The 17,874-nt window shown below is 62.7% G+C and carries 17 protein-coding genes; 7 read left to right on the top strand and 10 right to left on the bottom strand.

Annotation, left to right across the window (positions count from 1 at the left end):
- Positions 1-73: 73 nt before the first annotated feature.
- The 3 genes from tnpB to H162_RS0113000 all read right to left on the bottom strand — a co-directional run bounded on the left by tnpB (position 74) and on the right by H162_RS0113000 (position 3,377).
- Positions 74-226, bottom strand: a complete 153-nt coding sequence (gene tnpB, locus H162_RS35735; RefSeq protein WP_371846846.1) for an IS66 family insertion sequence element accessory protein TnpB — start codon at positions 224-226, stop codon at positions 74-76.
- 379 nt (positions 227-605) lie between these two features.
- Positions 606-1,544, bottom strand: a complete 939-nt coding sequence (gene glxR, locus H162_RS0113010) for a 2-hydroxy-3-oxopropionate reductase (RefSeq protein WP_267872148.1) — start codon at positions 1,542-1,544, stop codon at positions 606-608.
- Between the two features lie 312 nt (positions 1,545-1,856).
- Positions 1,857-3,377: a CoA-acylating methylmalonate-semialdehyde dehydrogenase gene (locus tag H162_RS0113000; RefSeq protein WP_026354583.1), complete on the bottom strand. Its 1,521-nt coding sequence runs from the start codon at positions 3,375-3,377 to the stop codon at positions 1,857-1,859.
- Between the two features lie 114 nt (positions 3,378-3,491).
- Here H162_RS0113000 and H162_RS0112995 point away from each other — a divergent pair, with 114 nt between their 5' ends.
- The 5 genes from H162_RS0112995 (at position 3,492) to H162_RS0112975 (ending at position 9,154) form a co-directional block, all read left to right on the top strand.
- Entirely contained in the window at positions 3,492-4,427 is a 936-nt protein-coding gene (locus H162_RS0112995) for a LysR family transcriptional regulator (protein WP_026354582.1), read from the top strand.
- A gap of 242 nt (positions 4,428-4,669) precedes the next feature.
- On the top strand, positions 4,670-5,491 hold the full coding sequence (locus H162_RS0112990; RefSeq protein ID WP_020653907.1) for an HpcH/HpaI aldolase family protein: 822 nt from the start codon (positions 4,670-4,672) through the stop codon (positions 5,489-5,491).
- Between the two features lie 44 nt (positions 5,492-5,535).
- Complete coding sequence (locus H162_RS0112985; RefSeq protein WP_229452049.1) at positions 5,536-6,534, top strand: MurR/RpiR family transcriptional regulator; 999 nt, start codon at positions 5,536-5,538, stop codon at positions 6,532-6,534.
- A gap of 181 nt (positions 6,535-6,715) precedes the next feature.
- On the top strand, positions 6,716-7,699 hold the full coding sequence (locus H162_RS0112980; protein WP_026354581.1) for a Bug family tripartite tricarboxylate transporter substrate binding protein: 984 nt from the start codon (positions 6,716-6,718) through the stop codon (positions 7,697-7,699).
- Positions 7,700-7,726: 27 nt separating this feature from the next.
- A complete protein-coding gene (locus H162_RS0112975; protein ID WP_020653904.1) occupies positions 7,727-9,154 on the top strand; it encodes an FAD-binding oxidoreductase in 1,428 nt (475 codons plus the stop codon).
- Positions 9,155-9,347: 193 nt separating this feature from the next.
- Here the strand turns inward: H162_RS0112975 and H162_RS0112970 are convergent, their stop codons facing one another.
- The gene (locus H162_RS0112970; protein WP_020653903.1) at positions 9,348-9,992 is read right to left on the bottom strand and encodes a response regulator transcription factor; all 645 of its coding nucleotides are present in this window, start codon (positions 9,990-9,992) and stop codon (positions 9,348-9,350) included.
- A 168-nt stretch (positions 9,993-10,160) separates the two neighbouring features.
- Between H162_RS0112970 and hpaC the strand changes: the two genes are divergently transcribed.
- The gene (hpaC, locus tag H162_RS0112965; protein ID WP_020653902.1) at positions 10,161-10,703 is read left to right on the top strand and encodes a 4-hydroxyphenylacetate 3-monooxygenase, reductase component; all 543 of its coding nucleotides are present in this window, start codon (positions 10,161-10,163) and stop codon (positions 10,701-10,703) included.
- Between the two features lie 33 nt (positions 10,704-10,736).
- On the opposite strand, the gene H162_RS0112960 is transcribed toward hpaC, so the two are convergent.
- From H162_RS0112960 to H162_RS0112940, 5 genes are read right to left on the bottom strand one after another with little or no spacing between them, the layout of a single operon-like run.
- Positions 10,737-11,687 (bottom strand): PDR/VanB family oxidoreductase, encoded by a 951-nt coding sequence (locus tag H162_RS0112960; protein WP_020653901.1) that lies wholly within the window; start codon positions 11,685-11,687, stop codon positions 10,737-10,739.
- Positions 11,688-11,692: 5 nt separating this feature from the next.
- Positions 11,693-12,196: an aromatic-ring-hydroxylating dioxygenase subunit beta gene (locus H162_RS0112955; protein ID WP_051109925.1), complete on the bottom strand. Its 504-nt coding sequence runs from the start codon at positions 12,194-12,196 to the stop codon at positions 11,693-11,695.
- On the bottom strand, positions 12,193-13,479 hold the full coding sequence (locus H162_RS0112950; protein WP_020653899.1) for an aromatic ring-hydroxylating oxygenase subunit alpha: 1,287 nt from the start codon (positions 13,477-13,479) through the stop codon (positions 12,193-12,195). Before H162_RS0112950 ends, H162_RS0112955 begins: the two co-directional genes overlap by 4 nt.
- Before the next feature lie 23 nt (positions 13,480-13,502).
- Entirely contained in the window at positions 13,503-14,654 is a 1,152-nt protein-coding gene (locus H162_RS0112945) for an amidase (protein ID WP_020653898.1), read from the bottom strand.
- Positions 14,651-15,175, bottom strand: a complete 525-nt coding sequence (locus H162_RS0112940; protein ID WP_020653897.1) for a nuclear transport factor 2 family protein — start codon at positions 15,173-15,175, stop codon at positions 14,651-14,653. Before H162_RS0112940 ends, H162_RS0112945 begins: the two co-directional genes overlap by 4 nt.
- Positions 15,176-15,293: 118 nt before the next feature.
- Here H162_RS0112940 and H162_RS0112935 point away from each other — a divergent pair, with 118 nt between their 5' ends.
- Positions 15,294-16,217, top strand: a complete 924-nt coding sequence (locus tag H162_RS0112935) for a LysR family transcriptional regulator (protein ID WP_020653896.1) — start codon at positions 15,294-15,296, stop codon at positions 16,215-16,217.
- Here H162_RS0112935 and H162_RS30745 read toward each other — a convergent pair.
- Complete coding sequence (locus H162_RS30745) at positions 16,199-17,707, bottom strand: PAS domain-containing sensor histidine kinase (RefSeq protein WP_020653895.1); 1,509 nt, start codon at positions 17,705-17,707, stop codon at positions 16,199-16,201. The genes H162_RS0112935 and H162_RS30745 overlap by 19 nt on opposite strands.
- Between the last annotated feature and the right edge of the window lie 167 nt (positions 17,708-17,874).

The raw sequence follows: 17,874 nt of genomic DNA, 5'->3' as shown, positions 1-17,874 counted from the left end.
CTGGTCGCAAGACACGAGGAACTGGAAGATGGAAGACCAGGTCTGGTTGAATCCGGAACGGATTCGGTCCAATTTACAGACCGGCATACCAGAAGGTGTCGCCCAACACGAGCACTGTGATCAGGTCGCCACGCCGGCCACGGAACACGAACACGTGGCCACTGTACCGATCTTCCTGCAAGGCTGTTTCGACTTTCGCCGCCAGGGCGCTGAGACCGGCGCCCATGCCGGTGGCGCCGGCGGACAGCAAGTTCGTATTCAGACCGTGTTTGGCTGCCAAGAGTTCCATGGCATGATGAGCTGACAGAAGACGCCGGGAGAGGTCTGCTTGATGCAAACGTCAGCTGCCCTGTGGTCCTGCGTGTTCAGGACGCGGCAGTCGGGCTGCTGGATCCGGTCACGTTGCCCGAAATGGCCCGGGAAATCGACAGCCGGATGCGCTTGACTGGACGCGTCCTCGTTAGAGCGACAGCAAGCCGACGCCGCACTTCCCGTGAACAGGGCGGACTCGGTCAAGCGCAAGTTGCGCAGCCGCGATGGCTGCCTCGAATATGTTGACCGACAGTTCCCGGGGATTCGATGACACCGGATTGTCCTCTCCGGTTTCAGGATGGCTGCTGGCCGATTTCGAAGTTCGCCATGTGCTCGAGCGCACGGACCATGGCCGAATGGTCCCAGCCGCCGCCGCCGTGGGCCGCACAGGAGTTGAACAGTTCCTGGGCCGTCGCCGTGTTCGGCAGGGAGACGCCGACCGCGCGGGCGCTCGACAGGGCAAGATTGAGGTCCTTCTGGTGCAGCTCGATCCTGAAGCCAGGATTGAAAGTGCGGTTGACCATCCGCTCGCCATGCACCTCGAGGATGCGCGAAGCGGCAAATCCACCCATGAGTGCCTGGCGAACCTTGGCCGGATCGGCGCCCATCCTGGAAGCGAACAGCAGCGCCTCGCCGACCGCCTCGATATTGAGGGCAACGATGATCTGGTTGGCCACCTTGCAGGTCTGGCCGGCGCCATTCTCGCCCACGAGGGTGATGTTCTTGCCCATCAGTTCGAACAGGGGCTTGACGCGCTCGAACGCCGCGTCGGAACCGCCTGCCATGATGGTCAGGCTGGCGGCCCTGGCGCCAATTTCGCCACCCGATACGGGAGCGTCGACATAGTCGCATCCCAGCGCCTTGATGCGCTCGGCAAAGGTCTTCGTCTCGACCGGCGAGATCGAACTCATGTCGACCACTACCTTGCCCGGCGACAGGCCTGCGGCGACGCCCTCCGCGTCGAACAGCACCGATGCCACGTGTGGAGTATCCGGCACCATCGTGATGATGATGTCGGCCTGCTGCGCAACCTGTTTTGCCGATGCGCAGGCCATGCCACCGGCTTCGGTCAGTTCGCCCGGTACGCCACTGCGGCTGTACAGGTACACCTCATGCCCGGCCTTGACCAGCTGGCCTGCCATCGGATTGCCCATGATGCCCAGGCCGATAAATCCCACTTTGCTCATTGTCTTCTCCGTCATCCTTGGTTGCCGTGGACTTGCACCACGAATTTGTCGCGCAGGCTTTGCGTCGCAGCACGGAAGAGTCCCTGGTCGCTGCCACGACCGGCCGCCAAGCGTTCATGCGGCTGGTCGGTAACGAGGAAGGCTGAAATCCGTCAGCCTGTCGAGGGACGACATTGAGGCGAGCTGGGCCCACATACCCAGTGCGTCGGATGATCGGCGCATCGAGGTTCCATGCCGGTCGCTGGGCGTTAGCCGTGCGCGACTTCCGCTCAGCGATGCGATAGAACCGTCAGGCAGATCACCATCTTGCTGGATAACTGGCAGGTCCCGCAGGACCTCCCGCCATTCTACAGCCGCTTACTTTGCCGTCGGCATCACAAATTCCGCACCCTTGCCGATGCTCTGCGGCCAGCGCTGCATGACCGATTTTTGCCTGGTGTAGAACCGGACGCCTTCTTCACCGTAGACATGCATGTCGCCAAACAGGCTCTTTTTCCAGCCGCCGAAACCCTGCCATGCCATGGGCACCGGAATCGGCACATTGATGCCGACCATGCCGATTTCCACGCGCCGTGTGAACTCCCTCGCTACGTTGCCGTCGCTCGTGAAGCAGGAAACGCCGTTGCCGAACTCATGGTCATTGATCAGTTGCACGGCCTCGGCCAGGTCCTTTACCCGCACACAAGACAGCACCGGTCCAAAGATCTCTTCCTTGTAGATGCGCATCTGCGGGGTCACATGATCGAACAGCGTGCCGCCGGTAAAGAAACCATTCTCATGGCCAGGAACACTGCAGCCGCGGCCGTCAACCACCAGCCTTGCACCTTCCTCGATCCCCGCACCGATATAGCCCTCGATCCGTTCCAGCGCCTGTTTCGTGACCACCGGTCCCATTTCGGCATCCAGTTCCATGCCGTTACGGATCTTCAGGTTTTTTGCCCGTTCTGCGAGCAAGGGCACGATCTTGTCGCCCGTATCGCCGACCAGCACCGCGACCGAAATCGCCATGCAGCGCTCGCCGGCCGATCCATAGGCAGCACCGACCAGTGCATCGACGGTTCGCTCCAGGTCGGCATCCGGCATGACCACGAGATGGTTCTTGGCGCCACCAAGCGCTTGTACCCGCTTGCCGAAGTGAGACCCGCGCTCGTGGATGTAGTGGGCGATTGGCGTGGAGCCGACGAAGCTGATCGCCTTGACCTGCGGATGTTCGAGCAGGGTATCGACAGCGAGCTTGTCGCCCTGGACGACATTGAAGACCCCGTCGGGAAGGCCGGCCTGGGTGAACAGTTCAGCCATGAAGAGAGACGCACTGGGATCGCGCTCGCTCGGCTTGAGCACGAATGTGTTGCCGGTAGCGATCGCTAGCGGGAACATCCAGCACGGCACCATGCAGGGGAAATTGAATGGCGTGATACCGGCCACGACGCCGAGCGGCTGGCGGACCGTCCAGTTATCCATTCCGGTGGACACCTGCTCGGTGTAGTCGCCCTTGAGCAATTGCGGGATGCCGCAGGCGAATTCGATGATATCGATGCCGCGTTCCACCTCGCCTTGGGCATCGGTAAACACCTTGCCATGTTCGGCAGTGATCATGGCTGCCAGCGTATCCTTGTGCTCATTCATCAGCTGCAGGAATTTATTCATGATCCGGGCACGCCGGATCGGTGGCGTATCCGCCCAGGACGGCGCCGCCGCCACCGCGGCAGCCACGGCCTGGTTGACCTCATCGACCGATCCCAATGCCACTTGCCGGGCCGTTGCGCCCGTCGCCGGGTTGTAAACCGCCTGCAAGCGGCCGCTGTCGCCAGGCACCCTGCGCCCGCCGATGAAGTGACCTACATTCTGGGTATCGTTGAAAACATTCGGCACAGCCATGGCAAGTCTCCGGTGGTTGATTGCATTGAACAGAGCTGCAGTATAGGGAGCGCCCAGTTCGAAACCAATGCCGAAAAACTGGACTCACTGTTCAAAATATTTGACAATCAAAGTATGACGAATCGAAAAACCGAAACCTTGTGGTCCCATGTTTACTGGCTCGGCGTGCTCGGTTCCATGGGCAGCTACAGTGCTGCGGCACAGCGGCTCGGCGTCAGCAAGGCGACTGTGAGCTACCGGATTGCGGAGTTGGAGCAGGCAGCGGGGGTGCCCCTGGTCAGGCGAACAACACGCAGCGTGCGGCTGACGGAAGCAGGGCAGCAGTTGGTGGACGCAACGCACAGCGCATTCGATCAGATCGAATTGAGCTTTGCCGGAGTGAAAGACCTTGCCGCAGTGCCGCACGGGCAGGTGCGCATTACCGCGCCCGTTGCACTGGGGCGTCAGCAAATAGTCCCTCGCTTACCCGCTTTTCTGCGCCAATACCCCGAGGTGCGCATCGAAATCGAATTGTCGGATCGCCTGAGTTCGCTGGCAAAGGAAGGCTTCGACTTGGCAATACGCCATTCCGCGGCGGTCCCGGAGACGCACGTGGCATGGACTCTGTGCGAGACGCGCTCCTTGCTGGTGGCCACCGACGATTACCTGCGCCGCCACGGCACCCCCCTTCATCCAGACGATCTTGCGCATCACAACTGCCTGCATTATCCGCGTTCCGGCGAAACGCCCACCTGGAGCTTCGAGCCTGTCAAGCGCAAAGGAGACCGCGTCAGTGTCGCCGTGAAAGGATCTTTTTCCGCAAACAATAGCGAAGCCTTGCGTGAATGTGCGCTGGCCGGACTTGGTATAGCACTGGTCCCGGATTTCAGTGCGCAGGCTGAACTCGAGAGCGGCAAGCTGGTATCGGTGCTGCCAAAGTGGCGACCGGCCGGGGGGTTTGCCGAGCGGCTCTTTGCAATCAGGCCCTATAGTCCCTACGTGCCACGTCCGGTGGCTGCGTTCGTCGCCTACCTGCGCGAGTCGCTCAGCGGAGGCTTTTCAAGGGAGTAAGCCAAGCGCCCATCCCAAGACTTGCCCAACGGGAGCACCGATTCGAGGTGCTCGCAACTTTCGTTGCAATATCAATCGATGGCAAGTATTATTGCTGGCGTCTGCTTCGGGAATACGATAGCTGGCGCAACAAACGATGTGAGTTTCCGCGAAGGAAATCACCCAGCTCGGCCACATCGACACCTGTTGCTCATTCATTGCTGGTCAAAACCCGGCACATCCATTGCTCGGAGAATCGCGGCATGAAACCGAATCACATCAAGAGCTTGTGGGCGCAAGGCAAGCCAGTATTGAATGGCTGGCTCTCGGTCGCCAATGCATTTACTGCCGAGATCATGGCGGCACAAGGGTATGACTCTGTCGGCATCGATCTACAGCACGGGGTGATCGATTACCAGGCCGCGGTAAGCATGCTTCAGGCAATGCAGGCAAGTGCGGTGACCCCGCTGGCCCGCGTGCCATGGCTTGATCCCGCATACGTCATGAAAGTCCTGGATGCCGGCGCCTACGGGGTGATCTGCCCAATGATCAACAATCGCGCGCAGGCCGAGGCCCTGGTTTCCTACGTTCGCTATCCGCCGAAGGGTGTACGCAGCTTCGGTCCGACACGCGCGAATTTTTCCGCCGGGTCCAATTATGGCGTCGAGGCGGACGATCAGATCATTTGCTTCGCGATGATCGAGACGCGCGAGGCGGTGGCCAATATTGAAGAAATCGTGTCCACGCCGGGGCTGGATGCGGTGTATATCGGACCGGCAGACCTGACCATCGGCTTGACCGGCATGCGCTATCCGCCGGGCTTCGATCGCACCGAGCCGGAAATGATCGAAGCGATCCGGAATATTCTCGACGCGGCGCATGGGGCGGGTATCAAGGCCGCTTTGCATTGCGGGTCTGCGGCCTATGCAGCGCAGGCGGTAGCGTGGGGATTCGATATGGTGACGGTGTCGAACGACGTCAGGTTGCTGGCCGGCGCCGCGGCTGCGAGCGTGTCGGAATTCCGCCGGTTGAACGCTGGGGGAAGCCATCCAGTCACGCCTGGAGCTCAGCAGAAAAGCTATTGACTTCAGGCGCCTCCAGTCCGATGCTCTGTCGTCTTCAAAATGGAATGAAAAACGAAATGAGCATCGGAAAAAAACCAGTGGACGGCGAGACGGGCGCCGGCAAAGCCGGAGTGGGAGGGCGGAAGGCAAGCAAGCGCAAAGCGCCGGCTCACGGCGCCGCCCCTGCAACGACCTACGAGGCCCTGGTCAACACCATCACCGCCGCCTATCCGCGGCTATCGGAGCGCTATCAGCAGGTGGGGCGGTTCGTGACGCAGAATCCAAACGTCATTGCGCTCGAATCCATCAACGCGATCGCAGGCCGTTGCGGGATGCATCCTTCAATCCTGGTCAGGTTTGCCCAGAACTTTGGCTATTCCGGATTCAAGGAGTTGCAGCTCATTTTTCAGGATCGACTGGCGACGGCGGCGCCGGGGTTTCAGGAACGCATCAACGCGCTTGAAACAGAGCTGAAGAAAAACGTCGAACCGGGCTTTCTGGGTTATCTGCGCAATCAGGTCGTACGGGATATCGCGACGCTGCAAACCTTGCTGGAGACGGTCTCCGAAGAGAGCCTCCAGCACGCGGCGGTCCATCTGCGGAATGCCGAGATCATCTATGTCGCCGGTCACCATCGATCGGAACCGATTGCGCTCTTTGCGCACTATGTCCTGACCATGTTGCGCCGCCGGGTCATTTTGCTGAATGCGCCCGGTGGCCTGGCGACGGAAGTCGCCAGCACGATGACCAGTAGAGACGTCCTGATCGCGATCGCGTTCCGCCACTACGCCAAGGAAGTGGTCACCATTGCTGAAAACGCGGCCGCGAACGGCACACCCGTGGTTGCGATCACGGACAGCCAGCTATCGCCCCTGAGCAAGGATGCCAGTGTGCTGTTCACTGTCCCGGAAGAGGAATACAGTTTTGCGCGCTCGCTGGCGGCCCCCATGTCGCTGGTGCAAACCATTGCCACCGCATTGGCGTCCTTGCTGCAGCAGGATGAAAGCAAGACTTCGACCCCCGCGCCCGCCGCCGCGGGCAAGGCGGTTTCCAGGCGTTCTTGAGCGCAGCGGCATTCCCGGGACAATCACGACACACGAAGTGCGAAGGAGGCAGGAACAATCGCGAAGATGCTTGCAACGTTCATTGCATAATACTAGAATCAGCAATAGAAATTCCGTAGCAGTTCCGCCCAGTGCGAATCAGTGTTGCCCCTTAGATAGCCAAAAATATTCAGGAGACAGTATGAAAATTAGCAGAAGGAAATCGCTCGCCGTTTGCCTGGTCGGAATGGTCTTCGCCGCACCGCTCGCGGCGTTTGCGCAGGCCGCCTGGCCTTCGAAAATGATCACGCTGGTTGTGCCGTTCCCGCCAGGTGGGCAAACCGATGCGGTCGGTCGGATATTGGCGGAAAAATTGGGCAAGGAGCTGGGTCAGACCGTGATCGTCGAAAACCGCCCGGGTGTGAACGGGTCCCTCGGTTCCGACGTGGTAGCGCGCGCAACGCCGGACGGCTACACCCTGGTCGTGACAGGCCCCGGTACCCATGCCATCAACCAGCTGGTCAATCGCAACGTGAAGTACGACGCGCGCAAGGACTTCACACATATCGCGATGCTGACGCGTAATCCGAACGTCCTGCTGGCTTCTCCGGGGTTCAAGGGAAACAACGTGCAAGACGTCATCTCGCAATCGAAAGCGCATCCGAATTCCCTGAATTTCGCGTTGACCGGGGTCGGATCGTCGGGCCATATTTCGATGGAACTGTTCAAACAGGCCGCCGGCATTGATTTCAATGTCGTGCCCTATAAAGGCGATGCGCCTGCAATCACCGACCTGATCGGTGGACAAGTTGATCTGCTGATCGTGAATAGCGCAGCTGCAGTGCCCCAGATCAAGGGCGGTAAAGTGCGTGCTCTTGCAGTGACCGGCAAGACTCGCAGTCCCAGCCTGTCGCATGTTCCCACCATGGCCGAGGCGGGCCTGCCCGGTGTCGTGATGGAATCATGGACCGGCATCGCGGGACCGGCCAACCTGCCGGCTTCCGTCTCGGAGCGCCTGAACCGCACCGTCAACACGATCCTTGCGATGCCGGATGTCAAAGCCCGCCTCGCCGCAGGGGCGATGGTCACCACGCCGGGCTCCGTCAAGGATGCCGCGACCTTTATCAATGAAGAGGTTGAGAAGTGGTCTCACGTGGTGAAGGCAGGCAATATCAAGGCCGAATAATCGTTCTGTCAGAAAGACACGCTAGCTATGCAAAACCATCAGGCATTTATCGACGCGGCCTGTGCCGTGATCGGGCATGACCACGTGCTGACGAGCGACCTCGACATGTATGCGCAGGATTGGCGCAAGAAGTATTTCGGGCGGCCTCTTGCCGTGCTTCGTCCGGCTTCCACCGCAGAAGTTGCCGCGCTGGTGAAGCTTTGCGTCGAGCATGCCGTGGCGATCGTGCCCCAAGGAGGGAACACCGGGATATGCGCTGGCTCGGTGCCGGACGCCAGCGGCGAGCAGGTGGTGCTGAATCTCGCCCGGCTCAATCGCCTGCGTTCCGTCGATCCGGCCAACAATACCATGACCGTTGAAGCCGGTTGCATCCTGCAGACGCTGCAGGACACTGCGGAATCGGTCGACAGGCTGTTTCCGCTTTCGCTGGGTGCGGAGGGATCGTGCCAGATCGGTGGCAATATCTCGACCAACGCCGGCGGGGTGCAGGTTCTTCGTTACGGAAATACGCGCGACCTTGTCCTTGGGCTGGAAGTCGTGTTGCCGTCGGGAGAAATTCTCGATATATTGCGCGGCCTGCGCAAGGACAATACCGGCTACGATCTCAAGCAGCTCTTTATCGGCGCGGAAGGAACGCTCGGCATCATCACGGCGGCGACGCTGAAACTGTTTCCTGCTCCGCGAGCGTGCGCCGTTGCCTTCGCTGCGCTGTCGTCGCCCGCGCAGGCAGTCAAACTGCTTCAACACATGCGGGCCGAGCTGGGCGAGCGCTTTACGGCATTCGAACTCATGTCGGATGCCAGCATTGATTTGATCCGTTGCCATTTCCCGGCATCGCCAAATCCGTTTACGTCGCCTCACTCCTGGTATGTACTGATGGAAGCAACCGACAGCGGGACTGACGCCGCGCTTGGCGCCCTGTTCGAAGGGGCACTGGAGCGCGTACTGGAGCAGGGGATCATCGACGATGTGGCGCTGGCATCGAGCAAGGCGCAGGCCGGGGAACTGTGGATGATGCGCGAGAACGTCTCTGAAGCGCAGCAGATTGACAGCCCGAATATCAAGCATGACATTTCGCTGCCGATTTCCAGCATTCCGGCGTTCATCGACGAAGTCGTGGGGGCGCTTGAAAAAACCTATCCCGGCGTCCGTCCAATCATTTACGGTCATCTGGGCGACGGCAACCTCCACTTCAACATTGCGCGGCCACTGGCAGTCGACAATGCGCAGTGGCAGGATGAAACCCACGCTGTCAACACGATGGTGCATGACGCCGTAGTCCGACAACGTGGCTCGATCAGTGCCGAGCATGGTATCGGGCAGGCCAAGCAGGAAGAAATGGCGCACTACAAATCGGAGGCGGAACTTGTCGTGATGCGTGCGATCAAGCGCGCCATTGATCCGCAGCTTTTAATGAATCCGGGGAAGGTGCTGGATATGGGATCGACGTCGTGATGGAGGCGGTAACCGGTATGCTGAACATACCGGTGCCGGCCGCCACCTGCGACGGGTAGAAGCACGGATTCAGTCACCGGTGATCCCGGAAATGGACCAGTGATGCGACTTATACCTTGAGCGCTGTGCACGACGTGCCTCGGCGTGGGGCAGGGGATCGCGCTGGCGATCGAGCGGGCCTGAAAGCAGGCGCTCAGGAGACCGGGCCGTCGTGCAGGATCTGCGGCCCGAACGCCAGCACCACGTCACGCACCAGGCCCGCCGAACTCTGGCAGCCCAGCTTTTCCTTGATGCTGGCGCGATGCACGTCGACCGTGCGCGCGCTGATGTTCAGCTCGCGTGCGATGACCTTGCTGACGTCGCCACGCAGCATGAGGATGAGGACGTCGCGCTCGCGCGGGCTGAGCAATTTCATTCTTTCACGTAACAAGATGCGCCGCGCCCGTTCCGGCTGGCGCTGTTCTTCCGCCTTCAGCGTCGACTGGATACGGTCGAGCATCTGCTGCGAATTGTAGGGCTTCTCGAAGAAGTCGACCGCGCCATTCTGCAGCGCGCGTACCGACATCGGAATGTCGCCGTGGCCCGACACGAAGATGATGGGCAGTTCGCTGGCGATGGCGTTCAGGCGTTCCTGTAGCTGGAAACCACTGATTTCCGGCATGCGCACGTCGAGCACGAGGCAGCTCGGGCGCTGCGGGTCGAAGGCTTCGAGAAAAGCCGCCGCGCCGCTGAAGCATTCCGTCTGGATGCCAACCGAGTTCAGAAGCCATGCGAGCGACGTGCGCGCACCTTCGTCGTCATCGACGATATACACCACGGACTGTTCCGTCTTTTCCATTACGTACTCCCCATGTGCTCTTTTATACTTTTATCAGCGCGTCCATACCCCGGCACTACGTAATTTCCTTAGCCGGGCTGTCGTTCTGCCGAATTGTACGGCAGGAATGGCTCCCGTATTCTGGCTTCAAGGGTCGCATCTGCGACAATCACCAGCCAGGAGACACGCATGAGTAATGCCATTCCCACCGCCAAGCCGGCGGACCCTTTGAGCCCCCAGCAGCTTGCTTTCCGCCACGCCATGGCGCACCTGCCGGCCGCAGTCTGCATCATCACCACCGACGGCGCCGCCGGCCGCTGCGGAATCACGGCCAGCGCCGTGTGCTCGGTGACCGATAGCCCGCCGACCGTGCTGGTTTGCCTGAACCAGCGCAGCGCCATGCACGATGTGTTCAAGGAAAACGGTCATCTGTGCGTGAACGTGCTCAGCGGCGAACACGAACAGCTGGCGATGCACTTTTCCGGTGCTACCAGGCTGCCGATGGCCGAGCGCTTCGGCCTGGATGACTGGCGTCCCGGCGTGTCAAGCCAGCCGGTGCTGGCCGGGGCCCTGGTCAAGCTGCAAGGCCAGATCAAGGATTCCAAGGCGGTCGGCTCGCACTCCGTCCTGTTCGTCGAACTGGACAAGATCGAAGTCAGCGAAGAGCGCGACAGCCTGATCTACTTCAATCGCCTGTTCCATACCGTGCAGCCGACCCGCGCTGCTTCCTAGCCCATGGTGGACGGGTTCTCCGTCCACCTTCCCTCAAAGATCCAGCACCAGCTGCGCCGTGCGCGAACGCGACACGCAGGCGCAGATCTGGTCATTGGCCGCCTTCTCCTTTTTCGACAGGCAGTGATCCCGATGATCGGGCTCGCCATCCAGGACCGGCACGATGCAGGTGCCGCAGATACCTTCACGGCAGGAGGTGTCGATCCGGATGCCTGCTTCGGCCAATACCTCGACAATGCTGGTCCCGGGAGGGACGGCCAGCAGCTGCCCCGAACTGGCGAGCTTCAGTTCGAACGCGTGCTCCCCACTGCCTGACACCACCGGGTCGGCCTTGAAATGCTCCAGGTGAATCGCGTCTGCCGGCCGCTTGATTGCAGCGCGTGCCACCACCTTGTCCATGAACGGCGCCGGACCACAGGTGTAGACGTGGGCGGCGTTGCTGCCGGCGGCCAGGCATTCGTCCAGCCGCGTATCGAGGCCGTCCGGCTGCACGGCGTAATGGAAGCGCACATTGGATGCGAACGGCTCACCCGCCAGCAATTCCGCGAACGCACAATCGGCGGCGCTGCGTGCGAAGTAGTGCAGGGTGTAGCGCGAGCCGTCCGCGGCCAGCGCATACGCCATGCTGAGCAGCGGCGTGATGCCGATACCCGCGCCGAACAGCAAGTGCTCGGAGGCCGACGGCTCCAGCGCGAACAGGTTGCGCGGCGTCCCGACCTCGAGGATGCTGCCCGCCCTGACATCGGCGTGCAGGGAGCGCGAGCCGCCGCGCGAAGCAGCTTCCAGCTTCACGGCGATCAGGTAGGCACTGCGATCGGCTGGATCGCCGCACAGCGAGTATTGGCGTACGATGCCGCCGGGAGCGGTGACATCCACGTGGGCGCCGGGCGGATAGGACGGCAGCGCTGCGCCGCTCGGATCCACCAGGCGGAAGGCCAGGATGCCGGGGGCTTCCTGGGTGATGCGGTCGACGGTCAGCTTCATGGTCGTTACAGCAGGAAGCCGAGCGCGTTCAGCGCATCTTGCGAATTCACCAGGCGCACCACCTTTTGCACCAGCTTCGGGCCTTCGGCCGTGAAACGAATGCGGTGGGTGAGATTGCCGGCGAACAGGGCCGTCGCGCCACGCTTGTAGGCGGCCAGCAGCTGCGCCGACTGCACGTCGACCTCGTCCCCTTCGCTGCGGGTCAGGGTGAAGCGCGACACGGTGCGCACCGTGACAGCGGCATCCGCCGCCGACATCGAATAGCCCGATGTGAAGCGCTCGATGCGCAACTGGCGCATGCGGGCGTCGTCGTAGGCGTAGTTCAGCTGGCTGGCGAAGTCGGTCGTGTCCGGATCGATCGGCACCACGTAGTAGCCGTCTGCGCTCCACAGGGCGCCCCAGGCGTCGTAGTCCTTGCGGTCCAGCAGTTCAGCTTCCTGCCAGATGAACGCAATGGCGCGGCCGAGCGGTGTCGTCAGGTCGGCGGCCGGAATATTCAAGTTAGTCATTTGCTCATCATCCTTTTCCACATGGCATAAGCTTCACGCATGCCGGTTTCGTCGGTCGAATGCGACACCTTGTCGCCATTCTGGTCTTGCCACTCGCGATTCAGGCCGCGGTTCACCAGGATCGGTACGTCCCGTCCCGCGCGGGAGCCGGCCTGGACCCGTTCCCAGGCCTCGGCGTCGTCCGGACTGCCGAAGCCGAACGGACCCTGGAAGTGTTCATGGATGCGCAGGCGCTCGCGGTTGGCGATCTCCGGTCCGCCGTCCATCCCGAGGGCCACGTGGCGGATCTCGGTCTCGTCCACCGACACCGGGCGCAGCACGCGGAAGAAGGACATCGACATCGCGACATTGGGGAACAGGTTCAGGTTGAAGCCGGCGCCATGCAGCGAGCGCACGATGCGGCGCACCTGCTCCGGCGGGTAATCCTTCGACAGCGCCTCGATCACGTGCTGGAAGCGCTCCTGCAGCTGCTCGCTGCCGTCGTCGACGTCGAGGTCAACGTGTTCCGGCACCATCACCATCACGCTGTGGCCGTTGCCGAGCGAGCGGGTGATCGATTCCTCGTCGGTCATGAAGGACAGCATTTCCGAGGTCTCTTCGTCGACCGACTGCAGGAAGGTCTTGTGCACGACCGGGAAGTGGTAGCCGTCGGTGGTGTTCTCCAGCTGGATCTTCCAGTTGCCCTTGAAGCTGAACTTGTGCTCGCCCTGGGTCTTGATCGGGAAGCCGGCGCCCTGTTTCATGAACAGGTCGATCCAGTGGCGCGCATTGCCGAGGAAGTCCTCGAGCGGTTCGATGTCCTGGTCATAGCTGGCGAAGATCATGCCGCCATACACGCCCACCTTCAGGCTCTTGAGAGGCAGGTCGGATTTTTCGATCACGTCCTCGTAGCCGTCCGGGTAGGGCAGGCCGCGCAGCTTGCCGTCCAGGCCGTACGACCAGCTGTGGTAGGGGCAGGTGAAGCCGGTGGTGTTGCCCTTGGTGTTCTCGCAGACCGTGGCGCCGCGGTGGCGGCAGCGGTTTTCCAGTACATGGATCCTGTCCTGGCGATCACGTACGACGATCACCGGATTGCGGCCGACGAAGGTCGAGCGGAAGTCGCCCGGCCTGGGCAGTTCGCTCACGTGGGCGACCCAGACCCAGGTCCTGGCGAAGATCCGGTCCATCTCGACCTCGAAGATCTGCGGATCGTTATACAGCGCGGGGTCGACCGCGCCGTCCTGCACCAGGTCGGCGTACGAGGAATCCGCCGTGCGCGGATGGAAGCGTAAAGGGGCGTTCATGGGATGCTCCAGTGTTGAAATGGTTAGTAGTGCAGACGGCGCAGCGTCCGTTCCAGATGGAGCGCCAGTGCGCACAGGCGCTCGTCTTCGCCTTTGCGGCCGACCAGCTGCAGTCCGGCCTTCAAGGCGCCGTTCCCCCGGTGGGAGGCAGGTACGGGAACCGGGAAGCTCAGGGCCGGATGGCCGCTGAGATTGAAAGGACGCACCAGGGCGCTGAGGCCGATGATGGCGTGGCCGGCCTCGGCCTCGGCCAGGGTGGGCGGCAGCGACGGCAGGGTCGGCAGCACAAGGGCGTCCACGTCCGCGAGCGCCCGGTCTACCTGGTCGATGAATGCGAGACGGACGCACTCTGCCGCCTGCCTGGCGTCCTCCCTTGCGGCGCTGGCCGCTGCCAGGCGGCGCGCCACATCGATGCCGACCCGGCCGCCAGCCGCCAGATGGCCGAAAGCGTTCCAGGTCTCCTGATCGATCACGGCGAGACCGGCCTCGAAAGCGGACCGTAGCCCGGGCAGGGCGCGCGTCTCCAGCTGCCAGCCACTGGCCTGCAGGGCTGCCGCCACGGCCGCTTCGACCGCGGCGTCACTGCCGGTCGCCACCACGCCAAGCCTGGCCCGGGCCAGCGGCTGGGCGGCGGCCCGGGAATCGAAGTTCAGGGCAATCGCTTCCATCACACGGTTCAGCACCTCCATCCCGCGTGCGAACGGACCGATGCAATCGAGACTGCTGTCGCGCGGCATGGCGCCGCGCCGATCGACCCGGCCGAAGCCGGGCTTCAGGCCAATCACGCCGCAGCAGGCGGCGGGAAGGCGGATCGAGCCGCCGGTATCGCTGCCGAGGGCCGCCTCCACCTCGCCGTTGCCGACTGCGACCGCCGAACCGCTCGACGAGCCGCCCGGGATCAGGGCCGGATCCTGCGGGTTGCACGGCGTGCCGCTCCAGCGGTTAATGCCGGTCATTCCATAGGCCAGCTCGTGCATGTTGGTCTTGCCGACGATATGCCAGCCGGCGTCGAGCAGGGAGCGGACGACCGCGGCGTCGCGCTCCGCCGCCGGCGCATCGGCCAGTGCGGCGCTGCCGGCGCGGGTCGGCCAGCCGGCGACGTCGATGCAATCCTTGATCGCAATCGTGGGCCCTGCCTGGCTGCCCACGGAGAAGCGTTGAGCGAACGCGTTCATGCCGCTTCCCCGAGGATGCCGTTGTCGTTCCAGGGGACGCATTCCAGGCGTTCGGTGCGGAAGTGCGCGATCAGCCAGCGGCCGTCCGGCGTCGCGCGGAAGTCGACATCGAGGCGCGCCGTGATGGCTTCCGCGCCGCCCCCGCCATACGTGGAGAGCTGCAGCATCAGCCATTGGCCGTGCGCGCCGCCACAGTCCTCCGTCACGCTCAGCCGCTCCGAAGTGAGGAAATGCAGGTTGCGCTTGAAGTGGGGAGACGGCGCCAGGTAGCTGCCGACGAAGGCCGCGATGGCGGCTGGTCCCTGGTGACGGCCGAACTTGCCGGCATACAGGGGGCCGACGCCTTCCCAGATGGCGTCCCCGGTGAACAGGTCGGCCAGCCGGGGAGCGCTGCGGTCGCCACAGGGCTGGTCGCACAGGTGCATGTAGCGCGCCAGCGTATTGCGTGAGGCTTGTGCCGCCTCGAGGCGCTGAAGGCGCAGGCCGAGGGCATGAAGCGCGCTGGAATCGGGAGAGGTCATGTGTGTCGATCCATGATGTGAATGGCAGATGCCTGGAACCGATTCTAGGAATGGCCGTTGCATAAATCAAATTGATGTGACATATTCCACACATGAATCAAACGAATTTTGGTAGGCCATGACGACCTTTCACAACATGGACCTGAACCTGCTACGGGTATTCCAGGCGGTCTCGGAAGAGCGCAGCCTGACGCTGGCGGGCAACCGCCTGCACCTGTCGCAGCCGGCCGTCAGCCACGCGGTCAACCGCTTGCGCGAGCTGTTCGGCGACCCGCTGTTCGTGCGCACCCGCGACGGCATGCAGCCGACGCCGACGGCGCTCGAGCTGGAAAAGCCGATCGGACGTGCGCTGCAGGCAGTGCAGGACGCGCTGCGCCTGGCGGGGGGCTTCGATCCGGCGGTGAGCGAGCGGGTGTTCCGGGTGTCGATGACGGACGTGGCGGAGATGGTGTTCCTGCCGCCGATCTGCGAGCAGCTACGGGTGCTGGCGCCGAACGTGCAGCTGAAGGTGGTGCAGGTGCCGCAGGACCAGATCGTCGACTCCCTGCGCACCGGGCATCTCGACTTCGCGATCGGTAATCTGCCGGCCCTGAAGGAGACGACCCGCCACGCGCTGCTGTTCAGCGAGTCGTACTGCTGCCTGACGCGCAAGCGGGTCGGCCTGCCGCGCCACAAGGCGCTGTCGCTGGAAGAGTACCAGGCACTGTCGCATGTGCAGGTGCGCTCGGCCGAGAGCAGCCACAGCCAGCTCGCGCTGGCGCTGCAGGAACTGGGTGTCGGACGCCGCGTCGCGCTCGAGATCCCGCATTTCTCGGTGCTGCCCTTGATCCTGCTTCAGTCGGACCTGGCCGCGACGCTGCCGCTGCGGATCGCCAAGCTGTTCAATATCGGCGAGCAGTTCCGCATCTACGGCTTGCCAGTGTCCCTGCCTGCAGTCGACGTCACCTTGCACTGGCACGAGGAATTCGAGAACGACCAGGGCAGCCGCTGGCTGCGCCAGCTGGTGCTCGACCTGCTGCAGCGCTACGGGCGCAATTCCTGAGCAGGCGACGTACCAGGAAGCAGCGGCAAGGAAAAACGGAACAGTGCGCCGCCCGCGGCGACGGGTTCGGCCCAGATGTCGCCGTGATGTCTCCCGATGATGTTCTTGCACAGCGCCAGCCCGATGCCATTGCCGCTGACCTTGGAGGTGAAGAAGCCGTCGAACAGCCGTTCATGGAGGGAGGCGTCGATGCCGCTGCCCTGGTCCTGCACCGACAGCAGCGCCCGCCCGTCGCGCCGTTCGCTGTGGATCCGCACCAGCCGCCGCTCTGCCGGGAAGCGCTGCATCTCCTCGATCGCATTGAAAGCCAGGTTCAGGATGACCTGCCCGATCAATACCTTCTCGCAGTTGACCACCAGCGCATCAGGCGCGAATGAGAAATCGAGCTTGACGCCGGCATCTCCCGCCTTGAGCTCGATGAAATAGCGGGTGTCGGCGAGGATCGCGTTGAGATCGGCCGGCGCCTCGCTTTGCTCGAGCTTGACGACATAATCGCGCACGCTCTTGATGATCGCGCTGGCATGCTCGACCTGGCGCGATGCGCCATTCAGGCCGACGATGACGCCCTCGCGCGCCGCATCCGGGCTGCGCAGGAGCAGGGTCGCCCCCTCGAGGTAATTGCGGATCGCCGCCAGCGGCTGGCTCAGTTCGTGCGCGATCGCCGCCGCCATTTCACCCATCGCATTGTGGCGCGCCAGGTACTCGAGGGCGGCTTGCTGGTCGCGGCGCGCCTGCTCGGCCTCGACCTGGCCGGTGATGTCGCGGAAGTGCAGCAGCTGCCCCTTCAGGTCGTTCTCGATGTCGATATGGCGGCAGCTGGCCTGGAACCAGCGCCGGATCCCATGCGCCAGGCTGGCTTCGAAGACGAGAGAGAGAGGCAGGCTGTCCGGCAATGCCAGCGCCTGGATATGTTCGAGTTCGCGCGCCGTGTCCGGGGTGCACAGCACGGGAAGGCAGGGCAGGGCCGCGCCGGGGGCGGCATCCAGCATCAGCAGCTTGCGTCCGGTGGCGCTCAGGTATTCGAAGCAGCCGCCCGGACCCAGCACCGCCACGCCTTCATCGGAGTCCTGCATGAACTCCTTGAGGCGGCGCTCCAGGCGCTTCATTTCGCGCCTGTCCCGTTCCTCGCGTGCGATATCGCGAAACTGCACCATGACGACGTCCTGGCGCGCCAGCCGGACCAGGGTGGCGGTCGCTTCGGACATGATTTCTTCGCCGTTCTTGGCGCGGTAGCACCACTCGATGACGTTGATGCCGCGTTCGACCGCGCCCTGCAGCCAGCGCAGGCCGATCTCGCGGCGGTACTGGTCGGCGCGGCTGCTCATGTCAGGCGCTTTCAAAGGCAGCAGTTCGTCGAGCGTGAAGCCGAGCACCGTGCAGGCCGCCGGGTTGGCCCACAGGATCGCCTTGCTGTCGGCATCATGCACGATGATGCAGGATGACATTGCCTCTACCATCCGCTTGAAATCAGTCAGTTCGAACTGCGCCATGATCGCCCCTGGTCTTGAATCCCGCTTCCGATTATACGGAGACGCGTGGATGCGCCGGCTACGTAATTTCTTTAGCCGCCGCCGTGCTGCCACCTATGGAGGACCCGAATACTCCGAATTGAAGCGGTTTGTCACCGTCCCTACACTGGTTCCACGCTTATCCGGTG

Origin of the sequence: Massilia niastensis DSM 21313, assembly GCF_000382345.1 — a bacterium.
GTDB classification, from domain to species: Bacteria; Pseudomonadota; Gammaproteobacteria; order Burkholderiales; family Burkholderiaceae_D; genus Telluria; species Telluria niastensis.
Note: the sequence above shows the minus strand (reverse complement) of the source record. Positions and strands in the feature narration are given on the sequence as shown.

Coding starts and splice junctions, on each gene's coding strand:
- tnpB (WP_371846846.1), bottom strand. CDS start 226: ATGGGCGCCGGTCTCAGCGCCCTGGCGGCGAAAGTCGAAACAGCCTTG.
- H162_RS0113000 (WP_026354583.1), bottom strand. CDS start 3,377: ATGGCTGTGCCGAATGTTTTCAACGATACCCAGAATGTAGGTCACTTC.
- H162_RS0112995 (WP_026354582.1), top strand. CDS start 3,492: ATGACGAATCGAAAAACCGAAACCTTGTGGTCCCATGTTTACTGGCTC.
- H162_RS0112990 (WP_020653907.1), top strand. CDS start 4,670: ATGAAACCGAATCACATCAAGAGCTTGTGGGCGCAAGGCAAGCCAGTA.
- H162_RS0112985 (WP_229452049.1), top strand. CDS start 5,536: ATGAAAAACGAAATGAGCATCGGAAAAAAACCAGTGGACGGCGAGACG.
- H162_RS0112980 (WP_026354581.1), top strand. CDS start 6,716: ATGAAAATTAGCAGAAGGAAATCGCTCGCCGTTTGCCTGGTCGGAATG.
- H162_RS0112975 (WP_020653904.1), top strand. CDS start 7,727: ATGCAAAACCATCAGGCATTTATCGACGCGGCCTGTGCCGTGATCGGG.
- H162_RS0112970 (WP_020653903.1), bottom strand. CDS start 9,992: ATGGAAAAGACGGAACAGTCCGTGGTGTATATCGTCGATGACGACGAA.
- hpaC (WP_020653902.1), top strand. CDS start 10,161: ATGAGTAATGCCATTCCCACCGCCAAGCCGGCGGACCCTTTGAGCCCC.
- H162_RS0112960 (WP_020653901.1), bottom strand. CDS start 11,687: ATGAAGCTGACCGTCGACCGCATCACCCAGGAAGCCCCCGGCATCCTG.
- H162_RS0112955 (WP_051109925.1), bottom strand. CDS start 12,196: ATGACTAACTTGAATATTCCGGCCGCCGACCTGACGACACCGCTCGGC.
- H162_RS0112950 (WP_020653899.1), bottom strand. CDS start 13,479: ATGAACGCCCCTTTACGCTTCCATCCGCGCACGGCGGATTCCTCGTAC.
- H162_RS0112945 (WP_020653898.1), bottom strand. CDS start 14,654: ATGAACGCGTTCGCTCAACGCTTCTCCGTGGGCAGCCAGGCAGGGCCC.
- H162_RS0112940 (WP_020653897.1), bottom strand. CDS start 15,175: ATGACCTCTCCCGATTCCAGCGCGCTTCATGCCCTCGGCCTGCGCCTT.
- H162_RS0112935 (WP_020653896.1), top strand. CDS start 15,294: ATGACGACCTTTCACAACATGGACCTGAACCTGCTACGGGTATTCCAG.
- H162_RS30745 (WP_020653895.1), bottom strand. CDS start 17,707: ATGGCGCAGTTCGAACTGACTGATTTCAAGCGGATGGTAGAGGCAATG.